This is a genomic window from Micromonospora sp. WMMD812 (assembly GCF_027497215.1).
In the GTDB taxonomy this organism is placed as follows: domain Bacteria; phylum Actinomycetota; class Actinomycetes; order Mycobacteriales; family Micromonosporaceae; genus Micromonospora.
The window spans coordinates 7,060,737-7,087,603 of the sequence record NZ_CP114904.1 but is presented as its reverse complement, the minus strand read 5'-3'; the positions used below and the strand labels follow the sequence as shown (position 1 = coordinate 7,087,603).

Below are 26,867 nucleotides of genomic sequence, written 5' to 3'. Positions count from 1 at the left end.
TGAGCGCACACATCGCTGCTTCGTCACGGGGTACGGCGGTTCAGCGCGGCGGCCGCGCCACCAGCGTACGAGCGATTGTGGCCGGTCACGGTGGGGAGCAGACGCCATTACGCGCACGTTTCGAAACAAGTCTTGACGGATGTTTATGTGAGCGCTAACACTATGGCCAGCAGGCGAGCGGAGGATGTCATGAGCCTTTCGACCGAGCCGGACGACCGGTTCGTCGTCGGCGTCGACTTCGGAACGTTGTCCGGGCGCGCACTGGTGGTGCGCGTACGCGACGGCGCCGAGCTGGGCACGGCGGTGCACCCCTACCGCAGCGGCGTCATGGACTCGGTGCTGGCCGCCGACGGGCAGCAGCTGCCGGCCGACTGGGCCGTGCAGGACCCCGACGACTACCGCGAGGTGCTGCGGCACGCCGTGCCGGAGGCCCTGGCGGCGAGCGGCGTGCCGGCCGCCCAGGTCGTCGGCATCGGCATCGACTTCACCGCCTGCACCGTGCTGCCCACCCTGGCCGACGGCACTCCCCTGTGCGAGCTGCCCGACCTGCGCACCCGCCCGCACGCCTACGTCAAGCTGTGGAAGCACCACGCCGCCCAGCAGCAAGCCGACCGCATCAACGCGCTGGCACACGAGCGCCGGGAGCCGTGGATCGGACGGTACGGCGGCAAGATCTCCGCCGAGTGGCAGTACGCCAAGGCCCTGCAGCTGCTGGAGGAGGATCCCGAGATCTACGACCGGGCCGAACGCTGGATCGAGGCCGCCGACTGGATCGTCTGGCAGCTGTGCGGCGTCGAGACCCGCAACGTGTGCACGGCGGGCTACAAGGGCATCCGGCAGGACGGGCGCTACCCGTCCCGCGACTACCTCGCCGCGCTCAACCCGGACTTCGCCGACTTCGTCGAGAAGATCGACGGTCCGCTGGCCGCGCTCGGTGACCGCGCCGGCGGCCTGACCGCGCAGGCGGCGGCGTGGACCGGGCTGCCCGAGGGCGTCGCCGTGGCGGTCGGCAACGTGGACGCCCACGTCACCGCGGCGGCCGCGCAGGCCCTCGACCCGGGCCGGATGGTCGCCATCATGGGCACCTCCACCTGCCACGTGCTCAACGGCACCCAACTGGCCGAGGTCGCCGGCATGTGCGGCGTGGTCGACGGCGGCATCAGCGCCGGCCGCTGGGGCTACGAGGCCGGGCAGAGCGGCGTGGGCGACATCTTCGGCTGGCACGTGGACCACGCCGCACCCGACGGGTACGCCTCGCACCAGGCACTGAGCGAGCAGGCCGCCGCGCAGCCGGTGGGCGCACACGGCCTGGTGGCGCTCGACTGGTGGAACGGCAACCGGTCGCTGCTGGTCAACCACGACCTGAGCGGTGTGATCGTGGGGCTGACCCTGGCAACCCGACCGCCGGACATCTACCGGGCGCTGCTGGAGTCCACCGCGTACGGCACCCGGATGATCATCGAGGCGTTCGCCGACGCGGGGGTGCCCGTGGACGAACTGGTCATCGCCGGCGGGCTGACCGGCAACCCGCTGCTGATGCAGATCTACGCGGACGTCACCAACCGGCCACTGAGCATCATCGGCTCGGCGCAGGGACCGGCACTCGGCTCGGCGATCCACGCGGCGGTCGCGGCGGGCGCCCACCGTGACGTGCCGACCGCGTCCGCGGCGATGGGCCGGGTCCACCGTGACGCGTACCTGCCGGACCCGGAGCGGGTCCGCGCCTACGACGCGCTGTACGCCGAGTACCGGCGCCTGCACGACCACTTCGGCCGCGGCGGCGACGACGTGTTGCTGCGCCTGCGGGCCATCCGTAACGCCGCCCGGTCGGCGGCCGTACCCGCGCCGGCCCGCGAGGCCGCTCCCACTCTGGAGGTGATGGCATGAGCGTGCTCCCCGACGACGACGGCGCGGTCGCGGGGCTCCGCGAGACCGTGGCCGCCCTGCACGCCGAGCTGGTCCGGTACCACCTGGTCGCCTGGACCGCCGGCAACGTCTCGGCGCGCGTCCCGGGCCGGGACCTCATGGTGATCAAGCCGAGCGGGGTCTCCTACGACGACCTGCGGCCCGACAACATGGTCGTCTGTGACCTCGACGGTGTCGTGGTGGAGGGTGATCTCTCCCCGTCGAGCGACACCGCGTCGCACGCCTACGTCTACCGGGCCATGCCGGACGTCGGCGGTGTCGTGCACACGCACAGCGGCTACGCGACCGCCTGGGCCGCACGCGGCGAGTCGATCCCCTGCCACCTCACCGCCCAGGCCGACGAGTTCGGCGGGGAGATCCCGGTCGGACCGTTCGCGCTGATCGGCGGCGACGACATCGGCAAGGGCATCGTGGCGACCCTCTCCGGGCACCGCTCGCCCGCGGTGCTGATGCGCAACCACGGCGTCTTCACCATCGGCCCGAACGCCAAGGCGGCGGTCAAGGCGGCGGTGATGTGCGAGGACGTCGCCCGTACCGCCCACCTGACCCGGGCGCTGGGCGAGCCCCTGCCGATCGCCGCCGAGGACATCGACTCCCTCTACGCGCGCTACCAGAACGTCTACGGGCAGAACACCGTCCCGTCACCGCGCCGGTAGCGCCCCCGGTACCTCCGGCCGACCCCACTCCCTGAGGGCCGGCTGGTCGAACGCACCTTCGTCACGGGTCGCCCGGCCGGCCACCCGCCGGTTCGGGCCGGCACCGCCAACCGTCCCACCCCCTCAACGCCACAAGGAGTCCGCACATGAGAATCACCGGAAGTCCCCTCACCCGCCGCCGGTTCGGCGCCGTCCTGGCCGCCGGCCTGCTCGCCGCCGGGTTGACCGCGTGCGCCAACAGCGACACCGGCGGAGCGGCCGGCGGCGACGACGGCAAGATCGTCCTCGGCTTCTCGCAGGTCGGTGCCGAGAGCGGCTGGCGCACCGCGAACACCACCTCCGTCAAGGACGCCGCCGCCGAGGCCGGCATCGAGCTGAAGTTCGACGACGCCCAGCAGAAGCAGGAGAACCAGATCAAGGCGATCCGCAACTTCATCCAGCAGAAGGTGGACGTGATCGCCTTCTCGCCGGTGGTGGAGTCGGGCTGGGACACCGTGCTCAAGGAGGCGAAGGACGCCGGCATCCCGGTGATCCTGACCGACCGCGCCGTCGACTCGGCCGACAAGTCGCTCTACAAGACCTTCCTCGGCTCCGACTTCGTGAAGGAGGGCCGGCTCTCGGGCGAGTGGTTGATCGAGGAGACCAAGGCCGCGACGGGCCCGGTGAACATCGTGGAGCTGCAGGGCACCACGGGCTCGGCGCCGGCCAACGACCGGAAGAAGGGCTTCGCCGAGGCGATCGCGGCGAACCCCAACCTGAAGATCATCGCATCGCAGAGCGGCGACTTCACGCGGGCCGGCGGCAAGGCGGTCATGGAGCAGTTCCTCAAGGCCAACCCGAAGATCGACGTGCTCTTCGCGCACAACGACGACATGGGCCTGGGGGCGCTGGAAGCCATCACGGCGGCCGGCAAGGTGCCCGGCAAGGACATCAAGATCATCACCGTCGACGCGGTCAAGGACGGCATGCAGGCCCTCGCCGACGGGAAGTTCAACTTCATCGCGGAGTGCAGCCCGCTGCTCGGCCCCCAGCTGATGGAGCTGGCGAAGAAGGTGCACGCCGGCGAGGAGGTGCCCGCGCGCATCGAGACCGAGGAGACCACCTTCACGCAGGACACGGCGAAGGCGGCGCTGCCCAACCGCAAGTACTGACGCCGGCCCCGGGGTAGGCCGCGCCTCGCCGTGACCGTTCGCCCCGGCGCGGGAACGGGCCGGCGGTGTCCACCACACCGCCGGCCCGACCGCTCGCTCTCCCGTGACCCGACGCTCCGGGCCCCCGCACGGTCGCGACGGCCACGCACCTGACGACAATCACGAAAGGTCTGGTGGGATGTCGGATAGGCATCCGGTCCTGACGATGACCGCGATCAGCAAGTTCTTCCCGGGGGTACGGGCCCTCGACGGGGTCGACTTCCGCATGTTCCCGGGCGAGGTGCACGCCCTCATGGGCGAGAACGGCGCCGGCAAGTCCACTCTGATCAAGGTGCTGACCGGGGTGTACGGCCACGATGCCGGCACCGTCACCCTCGACGGCAGCCCGGTCTCCTTCTCCGGCCCCATGCAGGCCACCGAGTCCGGCGTCAGCACCGTCTACCAGGAGGTCAACCTCTGCCCCAACCTCTCGGTGGCGGAGAACATCTTCATCGGGCGGCAGCCGCGGCGGCTCGGCGCGGTGCGGTGGCGGGAGATGCGCCGCCGCGCGTCGGACCTGCTGGCCCGACTGAACCTGGACATCGACGTCGGCGAGCTGCTCGGGAACCACTCGCTCGCCGTCCAGCAGATGGTGGCGATCGCCCGGGCCGTCGACGTACGGGCCCGGGTCCTCATCCTCGACGAGCCCACGTCCAGCCTGGACGCCGACGAGGTGCGGCAGCTCATGCGGACCATGCGCCGGCTGCGCGACGACGGCATCGCGATCCTCTTCGTCACCCACTTCCTCGACCAGGTCTACGAGATCGCCGACCGGATCACGGTGCTGCGCAACGGCCGCCTCGTCGGCGAGTACCCCACCGCGGAGCTGCCCCAGCTCGCCCTGGTGGAGAAGATGATCGGCAAGGAGCTCGACGCGCTGGAACGCCTCGACGAACAGGCGGGACGGGACCCGCGCGCCGTCGAGGCGGGCACGCCTGTCGTCGAGGCGACCGGGCTGGGCCGGAGCGGCTCGGTCGAGCCGTTCAGCCTGACCATCCACCAAGGGGAGGTGGTCGGTCTGGCCGGGTTGCTGGGCTCGGGACGTACCGAGGCCGCGCGGTTGTTCTTCGGCGCCGACCGCGCCGACCGTGGTCGGCTCGCCGTGGACGGCCGGCCGACCGCCATCCGCGGGCCGGTCGCCGCCATCGAGCGGAACATCGCGTTCTGCTCGGAGAACCGGCGCGCCGAGGGCCTGGTGGGCGAGCTGTCGGTCCGCGAGAACATCATCCTGGCCCTCCAGGCGGCCCGTGGCTGGCTGCGGCCGGTGCCGCGGCGACGGCAGGACGACCTGGTCCAGCGTTACATCGAGGCGCTGAGCATCCGCCCGACCGATCCGGACATGCCGGTGCGGAACCTGTCCGGCGGCAACCAGCAGAAGGTCGTGCTCGCCCGGTGGCTGATCACGGAGCCGCGCCTGCTGATCCTCGACGAGCCGACGCGCGGCATCGACGTCGGCGCGAAGGCGGAGATCCAGCGCCTGGTGGTGCAGCTCGCCGACGGCGGCATGGCGGTGCTGTTCATCTCCGCCGAGCTGGAGGAGGTGCTGCGACTCAGCCACAAGGTCGCCGTGATGCGTGACCGGCAGATGGTCACCGAACTGACCAACGACGACAACCTCGACGCCGACCGCATCATGCGCGTCATCGCCGGCGGGGCGGGACGGAAGGAGGCAGAGGCATGAGCGCCTGGCGGACACGTCTTCCGGCCGTCACCGGCCACCGGCTCTTCTGGCCGGTCGTGGTTCTCGTGCTGCTCCTGGCGGCGAACGCGGCCTACCGGCCCAGCTTCCTCGCCGTGGAGATCAAGAATGGGCACCTGTACGGCAGCCTCATCGACATCGTGCGGCTCAGCGCGCCGCTGATCCTCGTCGCCCTGGGCATGACGCTCGTCATCGCGACCGGCGGGATCGACCTCTCGGTCGGCTCCGTGGTCGCCGTCAGCGGCGCGGTGGCCTGCCTCTACATCAGCCGTCAGCCCGACCAGAACAGCCTCGGCGGCGTCCTGGTCGCCCTGGCCATCGCCATCGGGATCGCCCTGCTGCTCGGCCTGTGGAACGGGGCTCTGGTGGCGGTGATCGGCATCCAGCCGATCATCGCCACGCTGATCCTGATGGTCGCCGGCCGGGGCCTCGCGCAGCTCATCACCTCGGGCCAGATCATCACCGTCAACAGCGACCCGTACCGGATGATCGGGGTGGGGCACGTGCTGACCCTGCCGTTCGCCATCGTCCTCGCGCTGGCGGTGACGCTGCTGGTGGCCGTGCTGACCCGCCGCACCGCCCTCGGGATGATCATCGAGGCGGTCGGGGGCAACGCCGAGGCCAGCCGGCTGGCGGGCATCCGCGCACGACGGATCAAGCTGCTCGTCTACGTCGTGAGCGCGGCGTGCGCCGCCGTGGCGGGCTTCATGATGACCGCGAACGTCTCCAGCGCGGACGGCAACGCCGCCGGACTGTGGGTCGAACTCGACGCGATCCTCGCCGTGGTCATCGGTGGCACCTCGCTGGTCGGCGGCCGGTTCTACCTCGGCGGCACGGTCGTCGGCGCGCTCCTCATCCAGACCCTGACCACCTCGGTCTACGCCATGAACATCGACCCGCAGACGTCCCTGCTGTTCAAGGCGATGGTCGTGATCGCGGTCTGCCTCATCCAGGCCCCCGCCTTCCGCGCCAGGTTCCGCCGCAGGCGCCCGCCCGGCGGACGACCGGTGGCGCCGGTCGGCGAGCAGAAGGAGCAGGTGCCGGCATGAGCACGACCCCACTCGCCGACCGGCGGGACCGCGCGACGTCGTGGCAGCTGCCGCGGCGGCAGGTGCCGGTGCTGGTCAGCCTCGGCCTGCTCCTGGTCATGTACGGCATCGGGGTGTCCCAGTACCGGGCCTTCTCCGACGTCCAGGTCGTCTACAACGTCTTCATCGACAACGGGTTCCTGCTCGTGGTCGCGGTCGGCATGACCTTCGTGATCCTCACCGGCGGCATCGACCTGTCGGTGGGGTCGGTGGTGGCGATGACCGCCATGGTCTCGGCCGCGCTGCTGCGCGATGGGCTGCCGCCCGCGCTGGTGCTGCTGATCGCGCTGCTGATCGGTCCGACGCTCGGTTTCGCGATGGGCTGCGTCATCCACTTCTTCGAGATCCAGCCCTTCATCGTGACATTGGCCGGCATGTTCTTCGCCCGCGGCCTGTGCACCTGGATCAGCTCCTCGTCCATCCCGATCACCGACGGCTTCTGGACGGGCGTCGCGCAGGAACGGATCCGCATCGGCGACAACTTCCTGACCGTCAGCGTCCTGGTCACGCTCGTGGTGGTCGCGCTGGCCGCGTACACGCTGGCGTACACCCGACTGGGCCGCAACGTGTACGCGATCGGCGGGAACCCGCAGTCGGCGCTGCTGATGGGCCTGCCGGTGGGCCGTACCCGGATCGCCGTCTACACCATCAGCGGGCTCTGCTCGGCCATCGGCGGCATCCTGTTGTCCTTCTACACCCTCTCCGGGGCCCCGCTGATCGCCGTCGGCATGGAGTTGGACGCGATCGCCGCCGTGGTCATCGGCGGCACCCTGCTCACCGGCGGGGCCGGCTACGTCCTGGGCACGGTGCTCGGCGTGCTGGTGCTCGGTGTGATCCAGACGCTGATCACCTTCGACGGCACCCTCAACTCCTGGTGGACCAAGATCGTGATCGGCGGTCTGCTGTTCGCGTTCATCGTGCTCCAACGCCTCATCGGCTTCCGCAAGCAGTAGCCCCCCACCCGATGATCGGAAGGCAAAACGCATGACTCGCCCATCCCCGGCCCCCGAGGTCTGGTTCCTCACCGGCAGCCAGGGGCTCTACGGCCCGGAGACCCTGGCTCAGGTGGCCGCCCAGTCCCAGCAGATCGCCGCGCAGCTCGACGCCGATCCCGCCATCCCCGCCCGGGTGGTCTGGAAGCCCGTGCTCACGTCCAGCTCCGAGATCCTGGCCGTGTGCCGGGACGCCGCCGCCCAGGGAGCGGTCGGGGTGATCGCCTGGATGCACACCTTCTCACCGGCCAAGATGTGGATCTCCGGCCTGGACGCCCTGCGTACCCCCCTGCTGCACCTGCACACCCAGGCGAACGTCGCACTGCCGTGGTCCGAGATCGACATGGACTTCATGAACCTCAACCAGGCCGCCCACGGTGACCGGGAGTTCGGGTACGTGCAGAGCCGGCTCGGGGTCGCCCGCAAGACGGTCGCCGGGCACGTCAGCAACCCGCAGGTCGTCGCGCGGATCGCGGCGTGGACCCGGGCGGCGGTCGGCTACGCCGCGATGCGGTCGCTGCGCCTGGTCCGCTTCGGCGACAACATGCGCGACGTGGCCGTGACCGAGGGCGACAAGGTCGAGGCGGAGCTGCGGTTCGGCGTCTCGGTCAACACGTACGGGGTGAACGACCTGGTGGCCGCCGTCGACGCGGTCTCCGACGGGCGGATCGACGAGCTGGTCAAGGAGTACGAGGACAGTTACCGGCTCGACCCCGCGCTGCGGGCCGGCGGGAACCGGCACGACTCCCTCCGCTACGCCGCCCGCATCGAGGCCGGGCTGCGGCAGTTCCTCACCGCCGGCCGGTTCGGCGCCTTCACGACCAACTTCGAGGACCTCGGCGGGCTGCGCCAGCTACCCGGCATCGCCGTGCAGCGCCTGATGGCGGACGGCTACGGGTTCGGCGGCGAGGGCGACTGGAAGACCTCGGTGCTCGTGCACACGCTCAAGGCCATGTCCGTGGGCACCGACGGCGGCACGTCCTTCATGGAGGACTACACCTACGACCTCACGCCCGGGCAGGAAGTGGTCCTCGGCGCGCACATGCTGGAGGTCTGCCCGAGCATCGCCGCCGGGACGCCTAGCGTCGAGATCCACCCGCTGGGCATCGGCGGACGGGAGGACCCGGTCCGGTTGGTGTTCGACGCCCGACCGGGCCCGGGCGTGGTGCTCGGCCTCGCCGACATGGGCGACCGGTTCCGCCTGGTCGCCAACGAGATCGACGTGGTCGCTCCCCCGCAGCCGCTGCCGAAGCTGCCGGTGGCGCGTGCGGTGTGGCGACCCCGCCCCGACCTCGGCACGTCGGCGGAGGCCTGGCTCACCGCGGGAGCACCGCACCACACGGTCCTCTCGCAGGCCGTCGGGACCGAGGAGCTGCACGACCTCGCCGAGATGACCGGCACCGAGCTCCTCGTCATCGACGCGGAGACGACCCCTCGACGGCTCGCGAACGAGATCCGCTGGAATCAGGCCTACTTCCGACTGGCCAAGGGGTTCTGAGGACCGTCGCCAACGTCGGCCGGCCGGTCGGTGTGCTCTCCCGCCGGGAGCGCACCGACCGGCAACGCCCCTGGTAGGAGGTCGATTCGCGCCGACTTCGGCGGGGCTACGATGACCCGGAGGGGGACCTGACAATGCACCAGCAGCCAGCCGCGCGCGCCGCGGTCATGAGCGATGTCGCACGGCTCGCCGGGGTCTCGCACCAGACCGTGTCCCGGGTCCTGAACAACCACCCGAGCGTCCGTCAGGAGACTCGGGAGCGCGTGCTGCGAGCCGTGCACCAGCTCAACTACCGGCCGAACGCGCTGGCTCGCGGGCTGGCGGCACGGCGGTCGAAGGTCATCGGCGTGGTCAGCTTCGACACCATCCTCTACGGCCCGGCGGCCACCCTGCTAGGCATCGAGCGGGCCGCCCGCGCCGCCGGCTACGGGATCAACATCGTCACCCTGGAGCGACTCGACCGGTCCGGGGTCGCGTCCGCCATCGACACGCTGACCGCGCAGTCGGTGGCCGGGGTCGCGGTCATCGCACCCTTGGTCAGCGCGGCCGTCGCCGTGCACGGCCTGCCCTCCGGCGTACCCGCGGTGCTGGTCGAGCCCGGGGGTGACGGCGAGCTGCCCAGCGTCTCCGTCGACCAGGTCGCCGGTGCCCGCCTGGCCGTCGAGCACCTCCTCACGCTCGGGCACGAGACGGTCCTGCACATCGCCGGCCCCCGGGACTGGCTGGAGGCCGGTGACCGCATCGAGGGGTGGCGGTCGGCGCTCGAGGGCGCCGGCCGGCGCGTCCCACCGGTCATCACCGGCGACTGGAGTCCACGCGCGGGTTACGAGATCGGGCGGTCGCTCGCCGAGCGGCGGGACGTCACGGCGGTCTTCTGCGCCAACGACCACCAGGCGCTCGGCCTCCTCCGGGCCCTCCACCAGCGGGGCGTCCGGGTGCCGGAGGATGTCAGTGTGGTCGGATTCGACGACATTCCGGAGGCCGAGTACTTCACCCCGCCCCTGACCACCGTCCGCCAGGACTTCGACGAGGTCGGCCGCCGGTGCGTCGCGGCCCTGCTGGATCTGCTGGACGGCCCGGCGGAGGGACCGAGGCCGTCGCCGGTGGAGCCGACCCTCGTGGTCCGGGCCAGCAGTGGCGGCCGGCCGGCCTGACCGGACGTTTCCCACCCGGCCGCCACCGCGGCGATCCGGCGGAGTCAGCGGGTCGACTCGGCGCGGCGCTTGTTGTACACGTCGAAGGCGACGGCGACGAGCAGGACGAGTCCCTTCACGACCGACTGCGTCGACTGGTCGACGCCCATGAGCTGCATGCCGTTGCTCATCACGGCCATGATGAGCCCGCCGACCATGGCGCCCACGACGGTGCCCACGCCGCCGGTGACCGCCGCGCCGCCGATGAAGGCAGCGGCGATCGCGTCCAGTTCGAACATGTTCCCGGCGGCCGGCTGGGCCCCGTTGGACCGCGAGGAGTAGATGACGCCCGCCACCGCCGCGAGGAAGCCCATGTTCACGAACATCCAGAAGTTGACGGTGCGGACCTTCACCCCGGACAGCGTCGCCGCGGAGAGGTTGCCGCCGATCGCGTACACCCGGCGGCCGAAGACCGTGCGCCGGGTGACCAGCCCGTAGACCAGCACGAGCACGGCCAGGACGATCAGCACGATCGGCAGCCCCCGCGCGTGGGCCAACTGCCAGGCGAAGTACATGATGACCGCGCCGACCAGCAGCACGCGGGCCACGAAGAGCGGGAAGGACTCGACGGGCTGCTGGTAGCGGATGCGGGCGAGCCGGGTCCGGAAGACGCTGACCGCGTAGCCCGCCACCGCGACCGCCCCGATCAGCAGGGTGAAGGCGTCGTAGCCCTGCCCGCCGAGAAGTCCGTTGAGAAAGCCGGCCGCGACGCGCTGGTACTCGGCCGGGAACGGCGACAGCGAGATGTTGTCGAGCACGCGCAGCGTGAGCCCGCGGAACAGCAGCATGCCGGCGAGGGTCACGATGAACGCCGGGATCCCCGCGTACGCGACCCAGAAGCCGTGCCATGCGCCGACCGCGATGCCGACGGCCAGCGCGGCGAGCACGCCGATCCACCACGGGTGTCCCTGCCGGATGACCAGGACGGCCGAGACCGCGCCGGTGAGCGCGACCACCGATCCGACCGACAGGTCGATGTGGCCGCCGATGATCACGATGACCATGCCGATCGCGAGCACCAGGATGTACGAGTACTGCAGGACGATGTTCGTGATGTTGCCGGGGCTCAGCGAGACACCGTCGGTCAGGACCGCGAAGAGGGCGACTATCACGACCAGGGCGATGTAGATCCCGCTCTGACGCAGGTTGCCGAGGATCAGGGTCCGGGGATCGCTGGTGCCGGTGTGCAGGGCGGCGGTGGCGCCGTCGTCGGACGACGCGCGCTGCGGGGACGCCGACGGCTTCGTGGTGGTCATCGGACGAGCTCCCTGTCCTTCGTCATGAGCTCCATGAGGTTCTCCTGGGTGGCCTCGCCGACCGACATCTCACCGGTGATCCGGCCGGCCGCGAGGGTGTAGATCCGGTCGCACATTCCAAGCAGTTCGGGCAGCTCGGAGGAGATGAGGACGACGGCCTTGCCCTCGGCGACAAGCCGGTTGATGATCGTGTAGATCTCGAACTTCGCCCCGACGTCGATGCCGCGCGTCGGCTCGTCGAGGATGAGCACGTCCGGGTCGGTGAAGAGCCACTTGGACAGGACGACCTTCTGCTGGTTGCCGCCGGAGAGCTTGCCGACCCCGGACATGACGCTCGGTGCCTTGATGTTCATGTCGCGTCGGCCGTCCTCGGCGACCTTGATCTCCTCGTTGCCGTTGACCCAGCCGAGCCGGGCGAGCTTGCCGAGCGCGGCCGCCGAGATGTTGCGGCGTACGTCGTCGATCAGGTTGAGCCCGAAGCGCTTGCGGTCCTCGGTGGCGTACGCGATACCGTTCTCGATGGCCTCCGCCACGTTGCGTGCCCTGATCTCCCGGCCGCGGACGAAGAGCCGGCCGCCGACGCTCCGGCCGTACGAACGGCCGAACACGCTCATCGCCAGCTCGGTCCGGCCGGCCCCCATCAGCCCGGCGATGCCCACGACCTCGCCCGCGCGGACGGTGAGGTTGACGCCGTCGACCACCAGGCGCTGCTGCGTGGGGTGCCGGACGGTCCAGTCCTCGATCCGGAGGACCTCCTCCCCCGGTGACGAGGTCCGATCCGGGTAGAAGCTCGACAGGTCCCGACCCACCATGCCGCGGATGATCCGGTCCTGGGTGGCCTCGCCGGAGCGCATGTCGAGCGTCTCGACGGTGCGCCCGTCCCGGATCACGGTGGTGGAGTCGGCGATCGCGGTGATCTCGTTGAGCTTATGCGAGATCATGATGCAGGTGACTCCCTCGCTGCGCAGTCGCCGCAGCAGGTCGAGCAGGTGCGCCGAGTCGAGATCGTTGAGCGCGGCGGTCGGCTCGTCGAGGATGAGCAGTCGTACCTTCTTCGACAGTGCCCGGGCGATCTCCACCAGTTGCTGTTTGCCGACGCCGAGCTGGATGACCGGGGTGACCGGGTTCTCGTGCAGCCCGACGGAGGCGAGCAGCTGCGCCGCGTCGGCGTTGGTGCGGTTCCAGTCGATCAGGCCACCGGCCCCGCGCCGTTCGTTGCCGAGGAAGATGTTCTCGGCGACGGAGAGGTAGGGCACCAGGGCGAGTTCCTGGTGGATGATGACGATCCCCTGGGCCTCGCTGTCGCGGATGCCGCGGAAGTGCACCGGAGCACCGTCGAAGACGATCTCGCCGTCGTACGATCCGGTGGGGTGGACGCCGGAGAGCACCTTCATCAGGGTCGATTTGCCCGCGCCGTTCTCGCCGCAGATGGCGTGGATCTCTCCGCGCCGCACGGCGAGCGACACGTCCTGGAGCGCCTTCACTCCGGGGAAGGCCTTCGTGATGCGGCGCATCTCGAGGATGTTGTCGGCCATGGTCACCGTCCTGGTCGTACCCGTCGTGGTTGGTTCCGTCGGGTCCGGTGCCGCGTGGCCGGCACCGGACCCGACGGACGCGGTCAGCCCTTGGCCTGGCCGCTGGCGACCTCGTCGGCCGTCCAGTAGCCGGAGTCGACGAGGACGGACTTGATGTCGTCCTTGTAGACCGTCTGGACCGGCAGGAGGTAGGACGGGACGACCTTGACGCCGTTGTTGTACGTCTTGGTGTCGTTGGCCTGCGCCTCCTTCTCCTGCAGGAACGCCTCGGCCGCGATCACGGCCTGCTCGGCCAGCAGTCGGGTGTCCTTGAAGATGGTGGAGCTCTGGACACCGTCGTTGATGAGCTTGACCGAGGCGATCTCCGCGTCCTGACCGGTCACCACGGGCATCTTGTTGGCCGCGCCGCCGTATCCGGCGTTCTGCAGCGCGGTGATGATTCCGCGCGACAGGCCGTCGTACGGCGACAGGACGCCCTGCACCTTCGAACCGTCGTTGTAGCTCGAGGTCAGCAGATCCTCCATCCGCTTCTGCGCGGTCTCCTGCTGCCAGCGCAGGATCGCCACCTGCTCGATGGCGGTCTGGCCCGACTTCACCCGCAGCGACTTGTCGTCGATGAACGGCTTCAGCGTGTCCATGGCGCCGTCGAAGAAGAAGTGGGCGTTGTTGTCGTCCAGCGAGCCGGCGAAGAGTTCGATGTTGAACGGGCCGGTCGCGCTGCCCTTCGAGCCGTCCTTGTTCTGCAGGCCGAGGCCGACCAGCAGCGCGCTGGCCTGGGCCACGCCGACTTTGTAGTTGTCGAAGCTGACGTAGAAGTCGACGTTGGGGCTGTCGCGGATCAGCCGGTCGTAGGCGATGACCGGGATCTTCGCGTCGGCCGCCGCCTGCAACTGGCCGCTCAGTGCCGTTCCGTCGATCGCCGCGATGATCAGGACATCCGCGCCCTGCGTGATCATCTGGTCGACCTGCTGCGACTGGGTGGGGATGTCGTCGCCCGCGTACTGGAGGTCGACCTTGTAGCCCTTCGCCTCCAGCTTCTCCTTCACCGACTTCCCGTCGGCGATCCACCGCTCGGAGGTCTGGGTCGGCATGGAGACGCCGATGGTCAGGTCCGCGGGGCTGTCCCCACTGGTGTCGCCCCCGCCGCCGGCTCCCTCGCCGCCGCAGGCGACGAGGCCGAGCGCCAGGACCGTACCGCTGAGTGCGGCCAGAAATCGTTTGCCCACGAGCTGTCTCTCCTCTCCGGACGCGCGCAAAACTTTGTGACCGCCGTAGTGTTAGCGCTCACAATGAGGCCGTCAACACCTGCCGTCGAAATGCACCCGTCACGTTCTCGTAACGGCGGTGACGCGCCGCAGCAGCCCGCCAGGCATCGACCGGTCGGGGTGGCGGGGCCACGGTGGCGTGACCGGAGAGATCGAGATCAGCCGTGCCGGCGTGCGGCGTTCAGGCTCGCCGCAACGGCGCCGACAGTGCGTGGCACACGCAGCGGATCGGCCTCGCGCAGCCCCGGTGGAGGCGGCAGGCCGGAGACGTTCCGGTAGGCAGACCGGTCGCAGCCGCCGCACGACGGTGACCGCTCCCGACCGATGTGGAGCCTCTCATCGAGGAGGCGTACGTCCACCGACCTGGGTGGCCCTCAGCCGCCCGTGCCGTCCCTGGTGTACTCGACCTTGGCTGGTCCCTCGCCCTCCAGCCGATCCCCGCGAGCCCAGCCGCACGCCTCATAGAAGGAGTTGGCCCCGGCATTGTCCGCGAAGCTCTCCAGCCGGATGGTCGAGTACCGGGCAAGGAGCGTGTCTTCCACGTGCCGAAGCAGGAGGCGGCCCAGCCCTCGACGGCGATGATCCGGGTCGACCATCATCAGGTCGATCGTGGGACCATCGAGGATGGAGAAGCCGACGATTCGGCCGTCCTGGCTGAGACAGTGCACGCCACCCCGCTCCAGATGACTCCGCACGTGCGCGTCCGAAGCGCCACTGCCGATGAACCAGTCCACTCCCTCGTCGCCGAGGAACCCGCGGTAACAGGTGTCGATCGTGCGACGCGCGAGAGCCTGGAGATCATCAAGATCTAACCCGGCTGCAGGGCGGATGGTGGGGCGGTGCTGTTCAGTCGACACGGTGATTTCACTTTCTGCAGCGGGGCGGGTCGACTACTCGGCCGCGGGGGCGGCCAGCAGATTGCCCTCCAGCCGCTCCATGGCGCGGATAGCGTCGCGCTGTTCCTCGGCGGTCAGGCCGCCGACGGTGAAGCGTTCCAGCTCCGTCCAGATCCGCTCCACCTGTCCGCGCAGGGCGAGGCTGGCCGGCGTGGGTTCGACCCGGGTCGCCCGGCGGTCGTCAGGATCCGGCACACGGCGTACGTAGCCGGCACGTTCGAGGCGCTGCACGATGCGGGTCATGCCCGCCGAGTCGGTGCCGAACTCGGCGGCGAGGTCGACCTGCCGCTGCGGCCCGGACTCCCACAGGCGCATCATCAGCACCTCCTGCCCGAGGTGCAGGCCGACGGTGCGGAGTAGTTGAGCGGCACGTATCCGGTGGATCCGGCCGAGCCGGAGGATGGCGTAGCTGACCGGCCCACCCGCGGCGGCGCTCGGTGGCCGGTGCCCGGCCGGTATGTCATCCCTCTCCACGACGGCAGATTACCTGTTGGGATCAGCGGTGACTGCGGTCACTCGTCGCCAGGAAATTTCGGTGCCTCGCAGCACGGTTACCTGTCTCAGACAGCTAATTCGCCAGAGAGTCGTCCGGACCCTCCGGCAGAGCGAAGGAGCCGATCATGAAGGCGATCACATTCAACGCGTTCGGCGGGCCTGAGGTCCTGGGTCTCACCGAGGTGCCGCTGCCGGCGCCCGGGCCGGCCCAGATCCGGGTCCAGGTCCGCGCCGCCGGGGTCAACCCGATCGACGGCAAGATCCGCAGCGGTGCGATGGAGGCGATCTTCCCGACCCGGCTGCCCGCGGTGCTCGGCGTCGACGTGGCCGGCATCGTGGACGCCCTCGGCGACGGCGTCACCGACGTCGCAGTCGGCGACCGGGTGGTTGGCTGGGCCGACGCGCCGGCCGGCGCGTACGGTGAGTTCGCGCTCGCCAGCACCTACAGCACACTCCCGGACGGTCTGGAGTTCGCGGCGGCCGTGGCCCTGCCGGTCGCTGTGGAGACCGCGACCCGCGCCCTCGACCTGCTCCGGGTCGGCGCCGGGGACACCCTGCTCGTCCACGGTGCGAGCGGCGGAGTCGGCCAACTCGCCGTTCAGCTCGCAGCCGACCGCGGCGCCACCGTGATCGGCACGGCCAGCGGGGCGAATCAGGATCGAGTCCGCGGCCTCGGCGCCACCCCCACCACCTATGGCCCGGGGCTGGTCGACCGGGTACGCGCCCTCACCCCCGACGGCGTCGACGCCGTGCTGGACGTGGCGGGAAAGGGCGCGCTGCCGGCCTCCATCGAACTGTGCGGCGGCACCGACCGCATCGTCACCATCGCCGACGGCGCGGCTCAGGAGCTCGGCGTGGTGCTCACCGCCGGCCCGGAGCGACGGTCCGAGGCCGACCTCGCGGCGGCCGTCGACCGGCTCGTCCGCGGCGAGCTGACCGCCACCGTCGCCGCAGTCTTCCCGTTCGCGGAGGCCGCGGCGGCACATCGGCTCAGCGACGGCGGTCACGCCGGCGGCAAGGTGGTGCTGGTTCCCTGAGCCCGCAGCTCGTGCGCCCGTCAGTGTCGACGCCAGGCCAGCGCGCCGACCGCCGCTCCGGTCAGCCCGGCCGCGGCGATCAGGCGGTGCCGGGACAGCCAGGCCTGGACGCTGTGGCGGTGCGCACGGCCGGTGAAGCTCCCCCGAGCGCCGTAGTCGTGGCCGGCCGGGCCGTCGGCCGGTTGCCACAGGTTCGCCGGCCGGTGCGGATCATTCGGCTGGTCGGTCTGCTGGGAGGTGTATCCGGTGCGGGCCAGGTACCGGTCGAGCAGGCCCGGCGCGATCCGGTTTCCGAGGATGGTGAGAACGGTGGACAGGCCCACCCAGTACTCCCGACGCTCGGGCCGGTCGGCGGCGGCCACGATGGCGCGGGCCGCGACCACGGGTTCGTAGATGGGCGGAACCGGCTGCGCGCGCCGGGGCAGCCGGGACAGCAGCCAGTCGAACTGCGGGGTGTTGACCGCGGGCAGGTGCGCCATGGTCAGCTTGACGTTGCTCTTGTCGTGCAGCAGTTCGCAGCGCAACGCTTCGGTGAATCCGACGATGGCGTGCTTGGCCGCGCAGTAGGTGGCCTGCAGCGGGATGCCGCGATATGCCAGCGCCGACCCGACCTGCACGATCGTTCCGCCGTCGCGCGGTGCCATGTGGGCGAGCGCGACTCGGGTGCCATGGACGTAGCCGAGGTAGGTGACCTCCATCGCCCGACGGAACTCTTCCGGCTGCGTCAGCTGGAAGGGGGCGAAGACGGAGCTGAAGGCGCAGTTGATCCACAAGTCGATGGGGCCGAGTTCGGTCTCCACGCGCTGTCCCGCGGCGAGGACCTGGTCGTACTCGGCCACGTCCACCTCGATGGGCAGCGCCTGGCTGCCGGCCGCCCGCACCTCCTCGGCGGCGGCGTCCAGGCCGGTACGTCCCCGGGCGAGCAACGCGATGGCGATGCGCCGCTGGGCGAGCAGTCGGGCGGTCGCACGCCCCACCCCGGCACTGGCACCGGTGATCACCGCAACCCGTGCGTGTCGCCGTTTCCGACCCATGCCACCTCCGGTGTCGCTGGTTCCGCCTCCCGTACCCCTTCGGGTGGCGGGTAGTCCCGCGGCGGCCGAGGAAGGCGGACGCCGGTGTAGGACGGGTCGGGCGGGGTATCGCGCTGCGACGCTGGTGGGAGGTGTCCGCCCGTGCGGCAAGACGACGAGCCGGGACAGGCGACCGGCGGCCAAGGAACTCGGCCCACGGTACTGCGGGAGTACGCGTTGCTCGCCGACGGGCACCGGGGCGCGTTGGTGGGTCCGGACGGGAATGTGGTCTGGTTGTGCGCTCCCGGGTGGGCCGACCCCGCCCTCTTCAGCCGGCTCGTCGGCGGCCGCGGCGACTATCTGGTGACCCCGGCGAATCCGCGGTTCGTCTGGGGCGGGCACTACGAGCCCGAGTCCCTGATCTGGGTGAGCCGATGGGTGACCACGGACGGCATCATCGAGTGCCGGGAGAGCCTGCTCTTTCCCGGCGAGAAGCACCGCCTTGTGCTGCTGCGCCAGATCCGGGCACTGGATCGCGAGGCGGTCGTCCGGGTCCGGCTCGATCCACGGGCGGACTTCGGCCGTGAGCCGGTGCGTGAGACGCAGCTGGTGGACCGCCACTGGCTGGCCCTCTCGGGCAACCTCCATCTCCGGCACAGCGGCGGGGAGATGCTGGGACGAACGAGCGACGGCCCCCTCTGCGGCGAGATCAGGGTGCCGGCGGGCGGCCGGCACGACCTGGTGTTGGAGATCGCCACCCATCCGCTCGACGACGCGCCGCCTGACCCCGCGCAGCTGTGGCGGACCACCGAGCACACCTGGCGGGAGGTGATGCCACCGTCGGCCGAAGGCCCCGCGCGCCGGGATGCCGTGTTCGCGTACGTGGTGCTGCGCGGCCTGACCAGCCCGGGCGGCGGGATGGTGGCGGCGGTGACCACGGCGCTGCCCGAGCGGGCGCTGGCCGGTCGCAACTACGACTACCGCTACGCGTGGCTGCGGGACCAGGCCTTCGCCGGCCGCGCGTCCGCGCTGATCGGCCGGTACGACCTCCTGGACGAGGCCGTGGCCTTTCTCACCGAACGGGTACTGGCCGACGGGGACCAGCTCGCCCCGGCCTACACGGTCGGCGGCGACCCGGTGCCGGAACAGCAGGAGCTGAGCCACCTCGAGGGGTATCCGGGCGCGCCGCCGCGGATCGGCAACTGGGTGCGCACGCAGTTTCAGCTCGACGTCTTCGGCGAGGTCCTGCACCTGCTCGGCACGGCCGCGAGGTACGACCGGGTGGACGCCGACTCCTGGCGGGCGATGGAGCTCGTCGCGCGGACGATCGCCGACCGGTGGCGGCAGCCGGACGCGGGGATCTGGGAGCTGCGCCCCCGACAGTGGACCCACTCGAAGTTGATGTGCGTGGCCGGGCTGCGCTCGGCAGCCGAGGTGGCCACCCGCGGGCGAGCGGCGCGGTGGGCGGCCCTGGCCGATGCCATCCTCGCCGACGTGGCGGCACACGGCCACCACCCGTCCGGGCGTTGGCAGCGGGCGTATGACGACGAGCGGGTGGACTCGGCACTGCTGTTTCCGGCGATCCGGGGTGCGCTGCGCCCCGGCGACCCGCGTACGGAGGCGACCCGGCGGGTGGTCCTGGCGGAGCTGGAAAGCGACGGCTACCTGTACCGGTTCCGCCCCGACCCTCGCCCGCTGGGCGACGCGGAGGGCGCCTTCTCGCTCTGCGGCTACGCGGCATCGCTCGCCGCCTGGCAGGCCGGCGACGTGGTGGAGGCGAACCGCTGGTTCGAGCGCAACCGGGCGGCCTGCGGCCCGCCCGGGTTGTTCACCGAGGAGTACGACGTCCGGCAACGGCAGTTGCGGGGCAATCTGCCGCAGGCCTTCGTCCACGCGCTGATGTTGGAGACCGCCGTGACCCTCGGCCAGGCGGTCCCGTGCCCGTCGCCCGGAGGAGCGACGACCGGCCTGCCGAAGCCCTGATTGGAGGCGACGGGCTTCAGCCCACCCGGTAGGCCTCCGCGTCGCCAGCGCGCAGCTGCAACCCGTGGCCCGGTCGATCCAGGCTCACCTCCGCCGCACCCCCGCTCGCGGACACCGCGCCGTCGAAGAGCACCGACTCGATGCGTACGTGGTCGTGGAACCATTCGATGTGCCGCAGATTCGGCGTGGCCGCGGCCACCGCCAGGTGCTGGTGGGGTGCGCAGTGCGCGGAGACCTCCAGGCCGGCCGCGGCGGCGACCGCCGCCACCCGCAGGAATTCGCTGATGCCGCCGCAGCGGGTGACGTCGATCTGCAGGCAGTCGACGTACGGGGCCATCCGGTGGAAGTAGACCAGGTCGAAGCCGTACTCACCGGCCGTCACGTCGGGCAGCACCTGGTCACGGACCAGGCCCAACCCTTCGAGATCGTCGGAGCTGACGGGTTCCTCGTACCAGCGCACGTCGAGGTCGGTGGCGGCCCGGGCCACCCGGACCGCCTGCTTGCGCTGGTACCCGCCGTTCGCGTCGACGTACAGCTCGGCCTCGTCCCCGATGGTGCGCCGGGCGGCCGCCATCCGGGCCAGGTCCCGCGCCACCTCGGTGCCACCCGACTCGCCGATCTTGATCTTGATGCGGGGGATGCCGTCCTCGTGCACCCAGCGGGAGAGCTGCCGGTGCTGCTGCTCGGCGTCATAGGTGGTGAAGCCGCCGCTGCCGTAGACCGGGACCCGCCGGCGGGCGGTGCCGAGCAGCCGGGCGATCGACAGGCCGTGCCGGCGGGCCTTGAGGTCCCAGACCGCGCAATCGGCGGCGGACAGCGCCAGGCCCGCCACCCCGGGCCGTCCGGCGTTGCGCAAACGCCGCCGCATGGCCGACCACACGGCCGGCACGTCGTCCGGGTCGAGGCCCGTGACGACCGGTGCCAGCAGCTCCGTCAGCACCGTCACCACGGCCGTCGGCCCATAGGTCCACCCGAGACCGGTGTACCCGTCGACCTCCGCACGGACGAGCACCATCGTGGTGCTGGACCAGGCCAACGTGCCGTCACCCTCGGGGCTGTCGGCCGGCACCCGGTACGCCGCCGCGGTCAGCCGCACCGCGTCACCGGGCACGGATGGCGCGAGCGGCGAACGCGACCGCCGGGGCGAGGGCGGCCAGCCCGACCGCGCCGACCGCCGCCCAGCGGGTGAGCCGGGACGGTGGCACGGGCCGGATCGCCCAGGTGCTCTCGGGCCGGGGTGGGACGGACCCGCCGTGCAGCCCGGCCCGGAGCAGTTCGGCGAGGTGAACGGCCGTCCGTCCGTCGGACGCGCTCTGTTCGACCTGGGTACGGCAGCTGAAGCCGTCGGCCAGGATGACGTCGGTGTCCGCGGCGTCCCGGACGGCGGGCAGCAGCACCCGCTCGGCGCACGCCTCGGACACCTCGTAGTGCCCGGCCTCGAAGCCGAAGTTGCCGGCCAGCCCGCAGCACCCGGAGTCGAGGAACTCCGCCCGGACCCCGGCCTCGGCGAGCAGCGCCTGGTCGGCGGCGGTGCCGAGGACGGCGTGCTGGTGGCAGTGCGTCTGGATCAGCGCGTGCGCGGGCACCGTGGGCGGGCGCCAACCCGGGCTGTGGTCGTGCAGCAACTCGGCCAGGGTGACCGTCTGCTGCCGCAGCTTGCGGACGTCCTCGTCGTCGGGAAAGAGCTCGAAGGCGTCGCTGCGGAACACCGCGGTGCAGGACGGCTCCAGGCCCAGCACCGGCGTGCCGGCACGCAGGTGCGGGCGCAGGACGTCCAGGGTTCGCCGGAGCACCCGCTTGGCGGTGCCGAGCTGGCCGGTGGAGATCCAGGTCAGGCCGCAGCAGACGGGCTGCTCGGGGACGCGGACCCGCCAGCCGGCCGCCTCCAGCACCTCCACCGCACTCCGGGCGACGCCGGGGTGGAAGTGGTTGGTGAAGGTGTCGGGCCACAGCAGCACCTCGCCCCGCGACCCGTCCCCGCCGGGGGTGCGGCCGGCGAACCAGCGCTGGAACGACTCCGGGGCGAACAGCGGGACCTCGCGACGCTGGTCGATGCCGCCGACGGTCTTGGCGAGCCGGCTCAGTCCCGGTGCCCGCGTCAGCGCGTTCACCACCGCGGGCGCGCGGGCGGCGACCGTGGCGACGAGCGGCAGCCAGCCCATCGAATAGTGCTGGCGGGGGCGCAGCCGACCGGCGTAGTGGTGGGACAGGAACTCGGCCTTGTACGTGGCCATGTCGACGTTGACCGGACAGTCGCCCTTGCAGCCCTTGCAGGCCAGGCAGAGGTCGAGCGCGTCCCGCACGGCCTCGGAGCGCCAGCCGTCGCCGATGGTGCCACCGCGGGCGGTGCCGTCGAGCATTTCGAACAGCAGCCGGGAGCGGCCGCGGGTGGAGTGTTCCTCCTCGCGGGTGACCATGTAGGACGGGCACATCACGCCGCCGTCGTGGCGGCGGCACTTCCCGACGCCGACGCAGCGCAGCACCGCGTTGCCGAAGCTGCCGGAGTCGTCCGGGTAGCGGAAGTGCGTTTCCCATCCGCCGTGGTTGTAGTCGACGCCCAGGCGCAGGTGACTGTCGAGCGGGTAGGGCGGCATCACCTTGCCGGGGTTCATCCGATCGTCGGGATCGAAGATCGCCTTGAACTGCCCGAACGCGCGGATCATCCGGTCGCCGAACATCTTCCCCAGCAGCTCGGCGCGGGCCTGGCCGTCGCCGTGCTCGCCCGAGAACGAGCCCCCGTAGGAGGCGACCAGGTCTGCGGCGCGTTCCATGAAGGCCCGAAACTGACGGACCCCTTCGGCCGTGCGCAGCTGGAACGGGATTCGGCTGTGCACGCAGCCCTGGCCGAAGTGCCCGTACACGGACGCCCTGTCGAGGCCGAACTCCCGGTAGAGCTGGTCGAGGTCACGCAGATAGGCACCGAGCTTGTCCGGGGGGACGGCGGCGTCCTCCCAGCCCGGCCCGCTGCTCTCGTAGTCCGGCACGTGCGCGGTGGCGCCCAACCCCGAGTCGCGTACCTCCCACATCCGCTGTTCGTCGACCGGGTCGGCGAACTCGTGCACGCTCGGCCCGCCGTCGCGGCGCACGGCGGCGATGAGGCGCTCCGCGGCCTGCCGGGCCTCCTCCGGCGTGTCGCCACCCACCTGCACCATCAGCCAGGCGCCGCCCGGTGGCAGCTCCTGCAGCGCCTTGGGGTGCAGGTTCTTGCGCTTCTCGAAGTTGATGAGCTTGTCGTCGATGCCCTCCAGCACGATCGGGCGCTGCGCGAGGACCCGCGGCACGTCGTCGCCGGCCGCGGCGATGTCGGGGTAGCCGAAGAAGACCAGGCACTGGGCCTTCACCACCGGTACCAGCCTCAGCCGGGCCCGCAGGATGGTCACCAGCGTTCCCTCGGAGCCGAGCAGCGCCTGGGCGACGTGGAACTTCATCTCCGGGAGGAGGCTGTCCAGGTTGTAGCCGGAGACCCGCCGGGGGATCTTCGGATACCGGGTGCGGATGTCGGTGAGGTACTCGTCGCGCAGCGCGCGCAGCCGCCGGAAGATCTCCGCCTGCCGTCCGCCCCGGCGTTGGATCTCGGCGTACCGTTCGTCGCTGGTCTCGCCGACCCACATCCGGGTGCCGTCGTAGAGCAGGACCTCCAGTTCCACGACGTTGTCGACCACCTTGCCCGTACGCTGCGCGGTGGCGCCACAGGAGTTGTTGCCCAGCATCCCACCGAGCGTGCAGTGGTCGTGGGTGGCCGGGCGGGGTCCGTACTCGAGGCCGGTCGCCCTGAGCTGCGCGTTCAGCGAGTCCAGCACGATGCCGGGCTCGACCAGGCAGGTCTCCGCCCGCTGGTCGACCTCCAGCAGCCGGTTGCAGTACTTCGACCAGTCGATGACCACGGCGGTGTTGGTGCACTCGCCGGCCAGGCTGGTGCCGCCGCCGCGGGACACCAGTGGCGCGCGGTGGCGACGGCACACCGCGATCGCGGCCACCGCCGCCTCCACCGTCCGGGGTATCACCACCCCGAGCGGCACCTGGCGATAGTTGGAGGCGTCGGTGGAGTACAGGCCGCGGGTTCCGGCGTCGAAGCGCACCTCCCCGTCCACCACGGCGCGCAGGTCGGCGGCGAGGGCGGCCAGGTCGACGCCGTGCGCCGGCCCGGGCGGCCGTTCCAGGGGTTCGGGCAGGCGCACGGGCCCGGCCGTCGGCGCGGCGGTCCGCGCCGTGCCGGTGAGGCGCCGACTCATGACCGCATTTCTCTGATCTTGTCGCGGGCGATGGCGGCGAACGTGGCGACACGGTTCGGCTCACCGCGCAGGTATGCCTCGACGAAGTTCTTCGCCTGGTCGTAGCGCACCCTGCCGGGCACGACCGGCTCGTTCTGGTTGACGTCGCAGTCCACCAGCGCCGGGCCCGGGTGGGCCAGCGCCTCACCGATCGCCGTGGGGAGCGACTTCGCTTCGGTGACCTTGGCGCCGTACCCGCCGCAGGCCTTCGCCCAGGCGGCGAAGTCCGGCTCCGGCTGGCGGTGCCGCACCGCGTACTCGGGGTAGCCGAGGGCGATCTGCTCCCAGAGGATCTGGCCGTAGGAGTTGTTGTTGTTGATGAACACCTTGATCGGCAGCTGATTCCGTACCGCGGTGAGGAACTCGGCCATCAGCATGGCGAACCCGCCGTCGCCGACGAACGCGATGACCTGCCGGCCCGGGTGCGCGTGCTGCATGGCGATCGCGTACGGCAGGCCGGGCGCCATCGTGGCGAGGTTGCCGGAGAGGTAGTACTCGCGCCCGCCCCGGATGGTCCAGTGCCGGGCCGACCAGGTGGCGATGGTGCCGGAGTCGCAGGTCAGGATCGCGTCGTCGGCCGCCGCCTGGTCGATGCAGCCCATCAGGTACTGCGGAGCGATCGGGTGCCGCTTCGGGTCCTGCAGGCTCGCCATGTCGGAGCGCCAGCCGTCCATCTTCCGCTGGTACTTCTCCAGGAACGACCGATCGTCGCGGCGCCGAAGCAGCGGCAGGAGACCGCGCAGTGCCAGCCGGGCGTCCGCGCACACCCCGGCCGTCACGGGCAGCCGCATGCCGATCAGGCTCGGGTCGACGTCGATCTGGACCACCCGGGCCTGGCCGGGGGCAGGCAGGAACTTCGCGTACGGGTAGGAGGTGCCCACCATCAGCAGGGTGTCGCACTCCTCCATCAGATCCTCGCTCGGCGCGGTCCCGAGCAGCCCGAGGCCGCCGGTGGTGAGCGGATGGTCGTCCGGCACCACCATCTTTCCCGACAACGTCTTGACGATCGGGCTGGCCAGCGCCTCGGCGACGGCGAGCACCTCCTTCCGCGCGTGGCGGGCGCCGACCCCGACCAGCATCGCGGTCTTGCCACCCTGCTGCAGCACCTCCGCCGCCCGAGAGAGCTGATCCTGCTCTGGTGGCATCGCCGGATAGGAGATGAGGGCCGCGCTCATCGGCGGCTTCCCCGGGCTCACGTGCCGGTACGGGTCATCGGAGGCGGGGGCCACCTGCAGGTCGTTGGGGAAGCTCAGGTGCGCCACGGTCCGCTTGCTCAGCGCGTTGCGGATCGCCAGATCGACCACCGCCGGCATCTGCTGCGGATTGGTCACCATGAGGTTGTACGCGGTCGCCACGTTCTGGTAGAGGAGGTCGGTGTGCACCTCCTGCTGGTAGTGCGCGCCGAGCACCGAGGTCTCCTGCATGCCGGTGATCGCGAGCACCGGCACATGGTCGAGTTTCGCGTCGTAGAGCCCGTTGAGCAGGTGGATGGCTCCCGGCCCGGAGGTGGCGACGCAGACGCCGAGCCGCCCGGTGGCCTTCGCGTAGCCGGTGGCCATGAAGGCCGCCGCCTCCTCGTGGTGCACCAGCACGAACGTCAGGTGCTCCCGCTGCCGCCGGAACCCCTCCATCAGCCCGTTGATGCCGTCACCGGGCAGACCGAAGACGGTGTCGACACCCCACGCCACCAGTCGTCGGGCCAGGCTCTCGCCCACTATCTCCTGCACGTTCGGCCTCCCGATGATCGGCTTTCGCGTCCTCGCGAACGTCGGCCGTCCCGGTCGGCAACGACGCGTCCCTGTTCCGTTGTCGCATGGACGCGGATGGCGGTAGGGCAGGCGACACCGGCTCCGGACGGCCAGCGGCACGCCCTGATTCTCCGGCCAACGAGTGCACCCTATGCCCGGATTGCCGAAATATCGTCAGTTTCGGCGAGCGGAGCGAGCCACCACGTAGCCGATGACCAGCCCGACGGCCACCGACGCCAGGAGGCGCCCGGTCAGGGCCGAGCGCAGCTGGGTGAGCCCGCCACGCGGATCGACGACCGCACCGGCCGCGTTGCCCGCCGCGCCGACCACGATGTCACCCATCCGGCCGATGTTCATCGCCCGCCACCTCTCCCCCGTGTCTCCACACCGTCGGCTGCCTCGTCGGCGAACCGGGAGGACCTGTTCGGCCGCCGCCCCACCGCGGCATCGGCCGAGGCCAGGCGCACTGGCGTACCGTCGCGTCGCCTGCCCTCGGCCGGTGCTCGCGTCAGCCGCCGCCGACCCGCGAAGCTCCGCGGTCATGACCCGGGTGCGCTGCCCACGGCACGCCGGTCCGTCTCTACCCGCACCGACAGCGGGTACTCCTCCTCTCAGAACCGCCACGACGGATCGCACCCGATCAACACCATGAAAGCCTGGCGGTATGCCTGTTCCCGACAGTGACCTCGATGCAGTGACCGCCGCCGCCTCCTCGCCGGACTGGCCCGTCCGCGCACAGGCAGGCCGCGATCTGGCCCGATGGGCACACCGCGACGACGCCAGCGCGGTCTTGCTACGCCTGATCCTCGATCCGCACGACACCGCCGTCACCGACGCCACCAGCCACGCGCTGCTGCAACGCGACGACGCACACGGCCTGCGCGTCATCGCCCGCGCCCTCGCCACCGCGATCAACAGCGAATACGCCGATCACCTGTACGCCGCAGTCGCACAGCACCTTCTGCCCGACGGTCCGATCGCCGAATTCCTTCGGCTCTGCGACGAACTCATCGACGACTCGGACCCCACCACGCGACTCGGAGCCGGCCACCTACGAGACATGGCCACGCCCTGGACCCTGGCGACATAGCCACGGGCTACCCGACCAACCCCGCAGCGCCGGCCA

The 26,867-nt window shown here is 71.1% G+C and carries 21 protein-coding genes; 11 read left to right on the top strand and 10 right to left on the bottom strand.

The annotated features are described in order from the left end of the window. The first annotated feature begins 189 nt into the window (after positions 1-189). The 8 genes from araB to O7603_RS32765 all read left to right on the top strand — a co-directional run bounded on the left by araB (position 190) and on the right by O7603_RS32765 (position 10,203). Complete coding sequence (gene araB, locus O7603_RS32800; protein ID WP_281573552.1) at positions 190-1,887, top strand: ribulokinase; 1,698 nt, start codon at positions 190-192, stop codon at positions 1,885-1,887. After that, entirely contained in the window at positions 1,884-2,582 is a 699-nt protein-coding gene (locus O7603_RS32795) for an L-ribulose-5-phosphate 4-epimerase (protein ID WP_281573551.1), read from the top strand. The genes araB and O7603_RS32795 overlap by 4 nt, the downstream gene beginning before the upstream one ends. 146 nt (positions 2,583-2,728) lie before the next feature. Further along, positions 2,729-3,733 (top strand): ABC transporter substrate-binding protein, encoded by a 1,005-nt coding sequence (locus O7603_RS32790; protein WP_281573550.1) that lies wholly within the window; start codon positions 2,729-2,731, stop codon positions 3,731-3,733. Between the two features lie 178 nt (positions 3,734-3,911). Further along, positions 3,912-5,453, top strand: a complete 1,542-nt coding sequence (locus O7603_RS32785) for a sugar ABC transporter ATP-binding protein (protein ID WP_281573549.1) — start codon at positions 3,912-3,914, stop codon at positions 5,451-5,453. After that, positions 5,450-6,520 carry an ABC transporter permease gene (locus O7603_RS32780; protein ID WP_281573548.1) on the top strand — a complete coding sequence of 357 codons (1,071 nt, stop codon included), beginning with the start codon at positions 5,450-5,452 and terminating at the stop codon, positions 6,518-6,520. The genes O7603_RS32785 and O7603_RS32780 overlap by 4 nt, the downstream gene beginning before the upstream one ends. Further along, a complete protein-coding gene (yjfF, locus tag O7603_RS32775) occupies positions 6,517-7,512 on the top strand; it encodes a galactofuranose ABC transporter, permease protein YjfF (RefSeq protein WP_281573547.1) in 996 nt (331 codons plus the stop codon). The genes O7603_RS32780 and yjfF overlap by 4 nt, the downstream gene beginning before the upstream one ends. A 31-nt stretch (positions 7,513-7,543) precedes the next feature. Further along, positions 7,544-9,049 (top strand): L-arabinose isomerase, encoded by a 1,506-nt coding sequence (gene araA, locus O7603_RS32770; protein ID WP_281573546.1) that lies wholly within the window; start codon positions 7,544-7,546, stop codon positions 9,047-9,049. Between the two features lie 134 nt (positions 9,050-9,183). Beyond that, positions 9,184-10,203, top strand: coding sequence for a LacI family DNA-binding transcriptional regulator (locus O7603_RS32765; protein WP_281573545.1), 1,020 nt, complete (start codon positions 9,184-9,186; stop codon positions 10,201-10,203). A gap of 44 nt (positions 10,204-10,247) precedes the next feature. Here O7603_RS32765 and mmsB read toward each other — a convergent pair whose 3' ends face one another. From mmsB to O7603_RS32740, 5 genes are all read right to left on the bottom strand, one after another. Then, positions 10,248-11,498, bottom strand: a complete 1,251-nt coding sequence (gene mmsB / locus O7603_RS32760) for a multiple monosaccharide ABC transporter permease (RefSeq protein ID WP_281573544.1) — start codon at positions 11,496-11,498, stop codon at positions 10,248-10,250. Then, complete coding sequence (mmsA, locus tag O7603_RS32755; RefSeq protein ID WP_281573543.1) at positions 11,495-13,033, bottom strand: multiple monosaccharide ABC transporter ATP-binding protein; 1,539 nt, start codon at positions 13,031-13,033, stop codon at positions 11,495-11,497. Before mmsA ends, mmsB begins: the two co-directional genes overlap by 4 nt. Positions 13,034-13,116: 83 nt before the next feature. Beyond that, positions 13,117-14,259, bottom strand: coding sequence for a multiple monosaccharide ABC transporter substrate-binding protein (gene chvE, locus O7603_RS32750; protein WP_281573542.1), 1,143 nt, complete (start codon positions 14,257-14,259; stop codon positions 13,117-13,119). A gap of 413 nt (positions 14,260-14,672) precedes the next feature. Further along, positions 14,673-15,155, bottom strand: coding sequence for a GNAT family N-acetyltransferase (locus O7603_RS32745; protein WP_281573541.1), 483 nt, complete (start codon positions 15,153-15,155; stop codon positions 14,673-14,675). A gap of 33 nt (positions 15,156-15,188) precedes the next feature. Further along, on the bottom strand, positions 15,189-15,668 hold the full coding sequence (locus tag O7603_RS32740) for a MarR family winged helix-turn-helix transcriptional regulator (RefSeq protein ID WP_281573540.1): 480 nt from the start codon (positions 15,666-15,668) through the stop codon (positions 15,189-15,191). 146 nt (positions 15,669-15,814) lie between these two features. Between O7603_RS32740 and O7603_RS32735 the strand changes: the two genes are divergently transcribed. After that, positions 15,815-16,726 carry an NADP-dependent oxidoreductase gene (locus tag O7603_RS32735; RefSeq protein ID WP_281573539.1) on the top strand — a complete coding sequence of 304 codons (912 nt, stop codon included), beginning with the start codon at positions 15,815-15,817 and terminating at the stop codon, positions 16,724-16,726. A 20-nt stretch (positions 16,727-16,746) separates the two neighbouring features. Here the strand turns inward: O7603_RS32735 and O7603_RS32730 are convergent, their stop codons facing one another. Next, positions 16,747-17,760, bottom strand: coding sequence for an SDR family oxidoreductase (locus O7603_RS32730; protein WP_281573538.1), 1,014 nt, complete (start codon positions 17,758-17,760; stop codon positions 16,747-16,749). A 141-nt stretch (positions 17,761-17,901) separates the two neighbouring features. On the opposite strand from O7603_RS32730, the gene O7603_RS32725 reads away from it, so the two are divergent. Continuing rightward, positions 17,902-19,722: a glycoside hydrolase family 15 protein gene (locus tag O7603_RS32725; RefSeq protein WP_281573537.1), complete on the top strand. Its 1,821-nt coding sequence runs from the start codon at positions 17,902-17,904 to the stop codon at positions 19,720-19,722. A gap of 16 nt (positions 19,723-19,738) precedes the next feature. Here the strand turns inward: O7603_RS32725 and O7603_RS32720 are convergent, their stop codons facing one another. From O7603_RS32720 to O7603_RS32705, 4 genes are all read right to left on the bottom strand, one after another. Then, on the bottom strand, positions 19,739-20,818 hold the full coding sequence (locus O7603_RS32720; RefSeq protein WP_281573536.1) for an enolase C-terminal domain-like protein: 1,080 nt from the start codon (positions 20,816-20,818) through the stop codon (positions 19,739-19,741). Between the two features lie 4 nt (positions 20,819-20,822). Next, positions 20,823-23,954, bottom strand: a complete 3,132-nt coding sequence (locus tag O7603_RS32715; RefSeq protein WP_281573535.1) for an FAD-binding and (Fe-S)-binding domain-containing protein — start codon at positions 23,952-23,954, stop codon at positions 20,823-20,825. Continuing rightward, a complete protein-coding gene (locus O7603_RS32710; protein ID WP_281573534.1) occupies positions 23,951-25,720 on the bottom strand; it encodes a thiamine pyrophosphate-dependent enzyme in 1,770 nt (589 codons plus the stop codon). Before O7603_RS32710 ends, O7603_RS32715 begins: the two co-directional genes overlap by 4 nt. Positions 25,721-25,915: 195 nt before the next feature. Further along, a complete protein-coding gene (locus O7603_RS32705) occupies positions 25,916-26,098 on the bottom strand; it encodes a hypothetical protein (protein ID WP_281573533.1) in 183 nt (60 codons plus the stop codon). Between the two features lie 307 nt (positions 26,099-26,405). Here O7603_RS32705 and O7603_RS32700 point away from each other — a divergent pair, with 307 nt between their 5' ends. Then, the gene (locus tag O7603_RS32700) at positions 26,406-26,831 is read left to right on the top strand and encodes a hypothetical protein (protein WP_281573532.1); all 426 of its coding nucleotides are present in this window, start codon (positions 26,406-26,408) and stop codon (positions 26,829-26,831) included. Positions 26,832-26,867 lie beyond the last annotated feature (36 nt).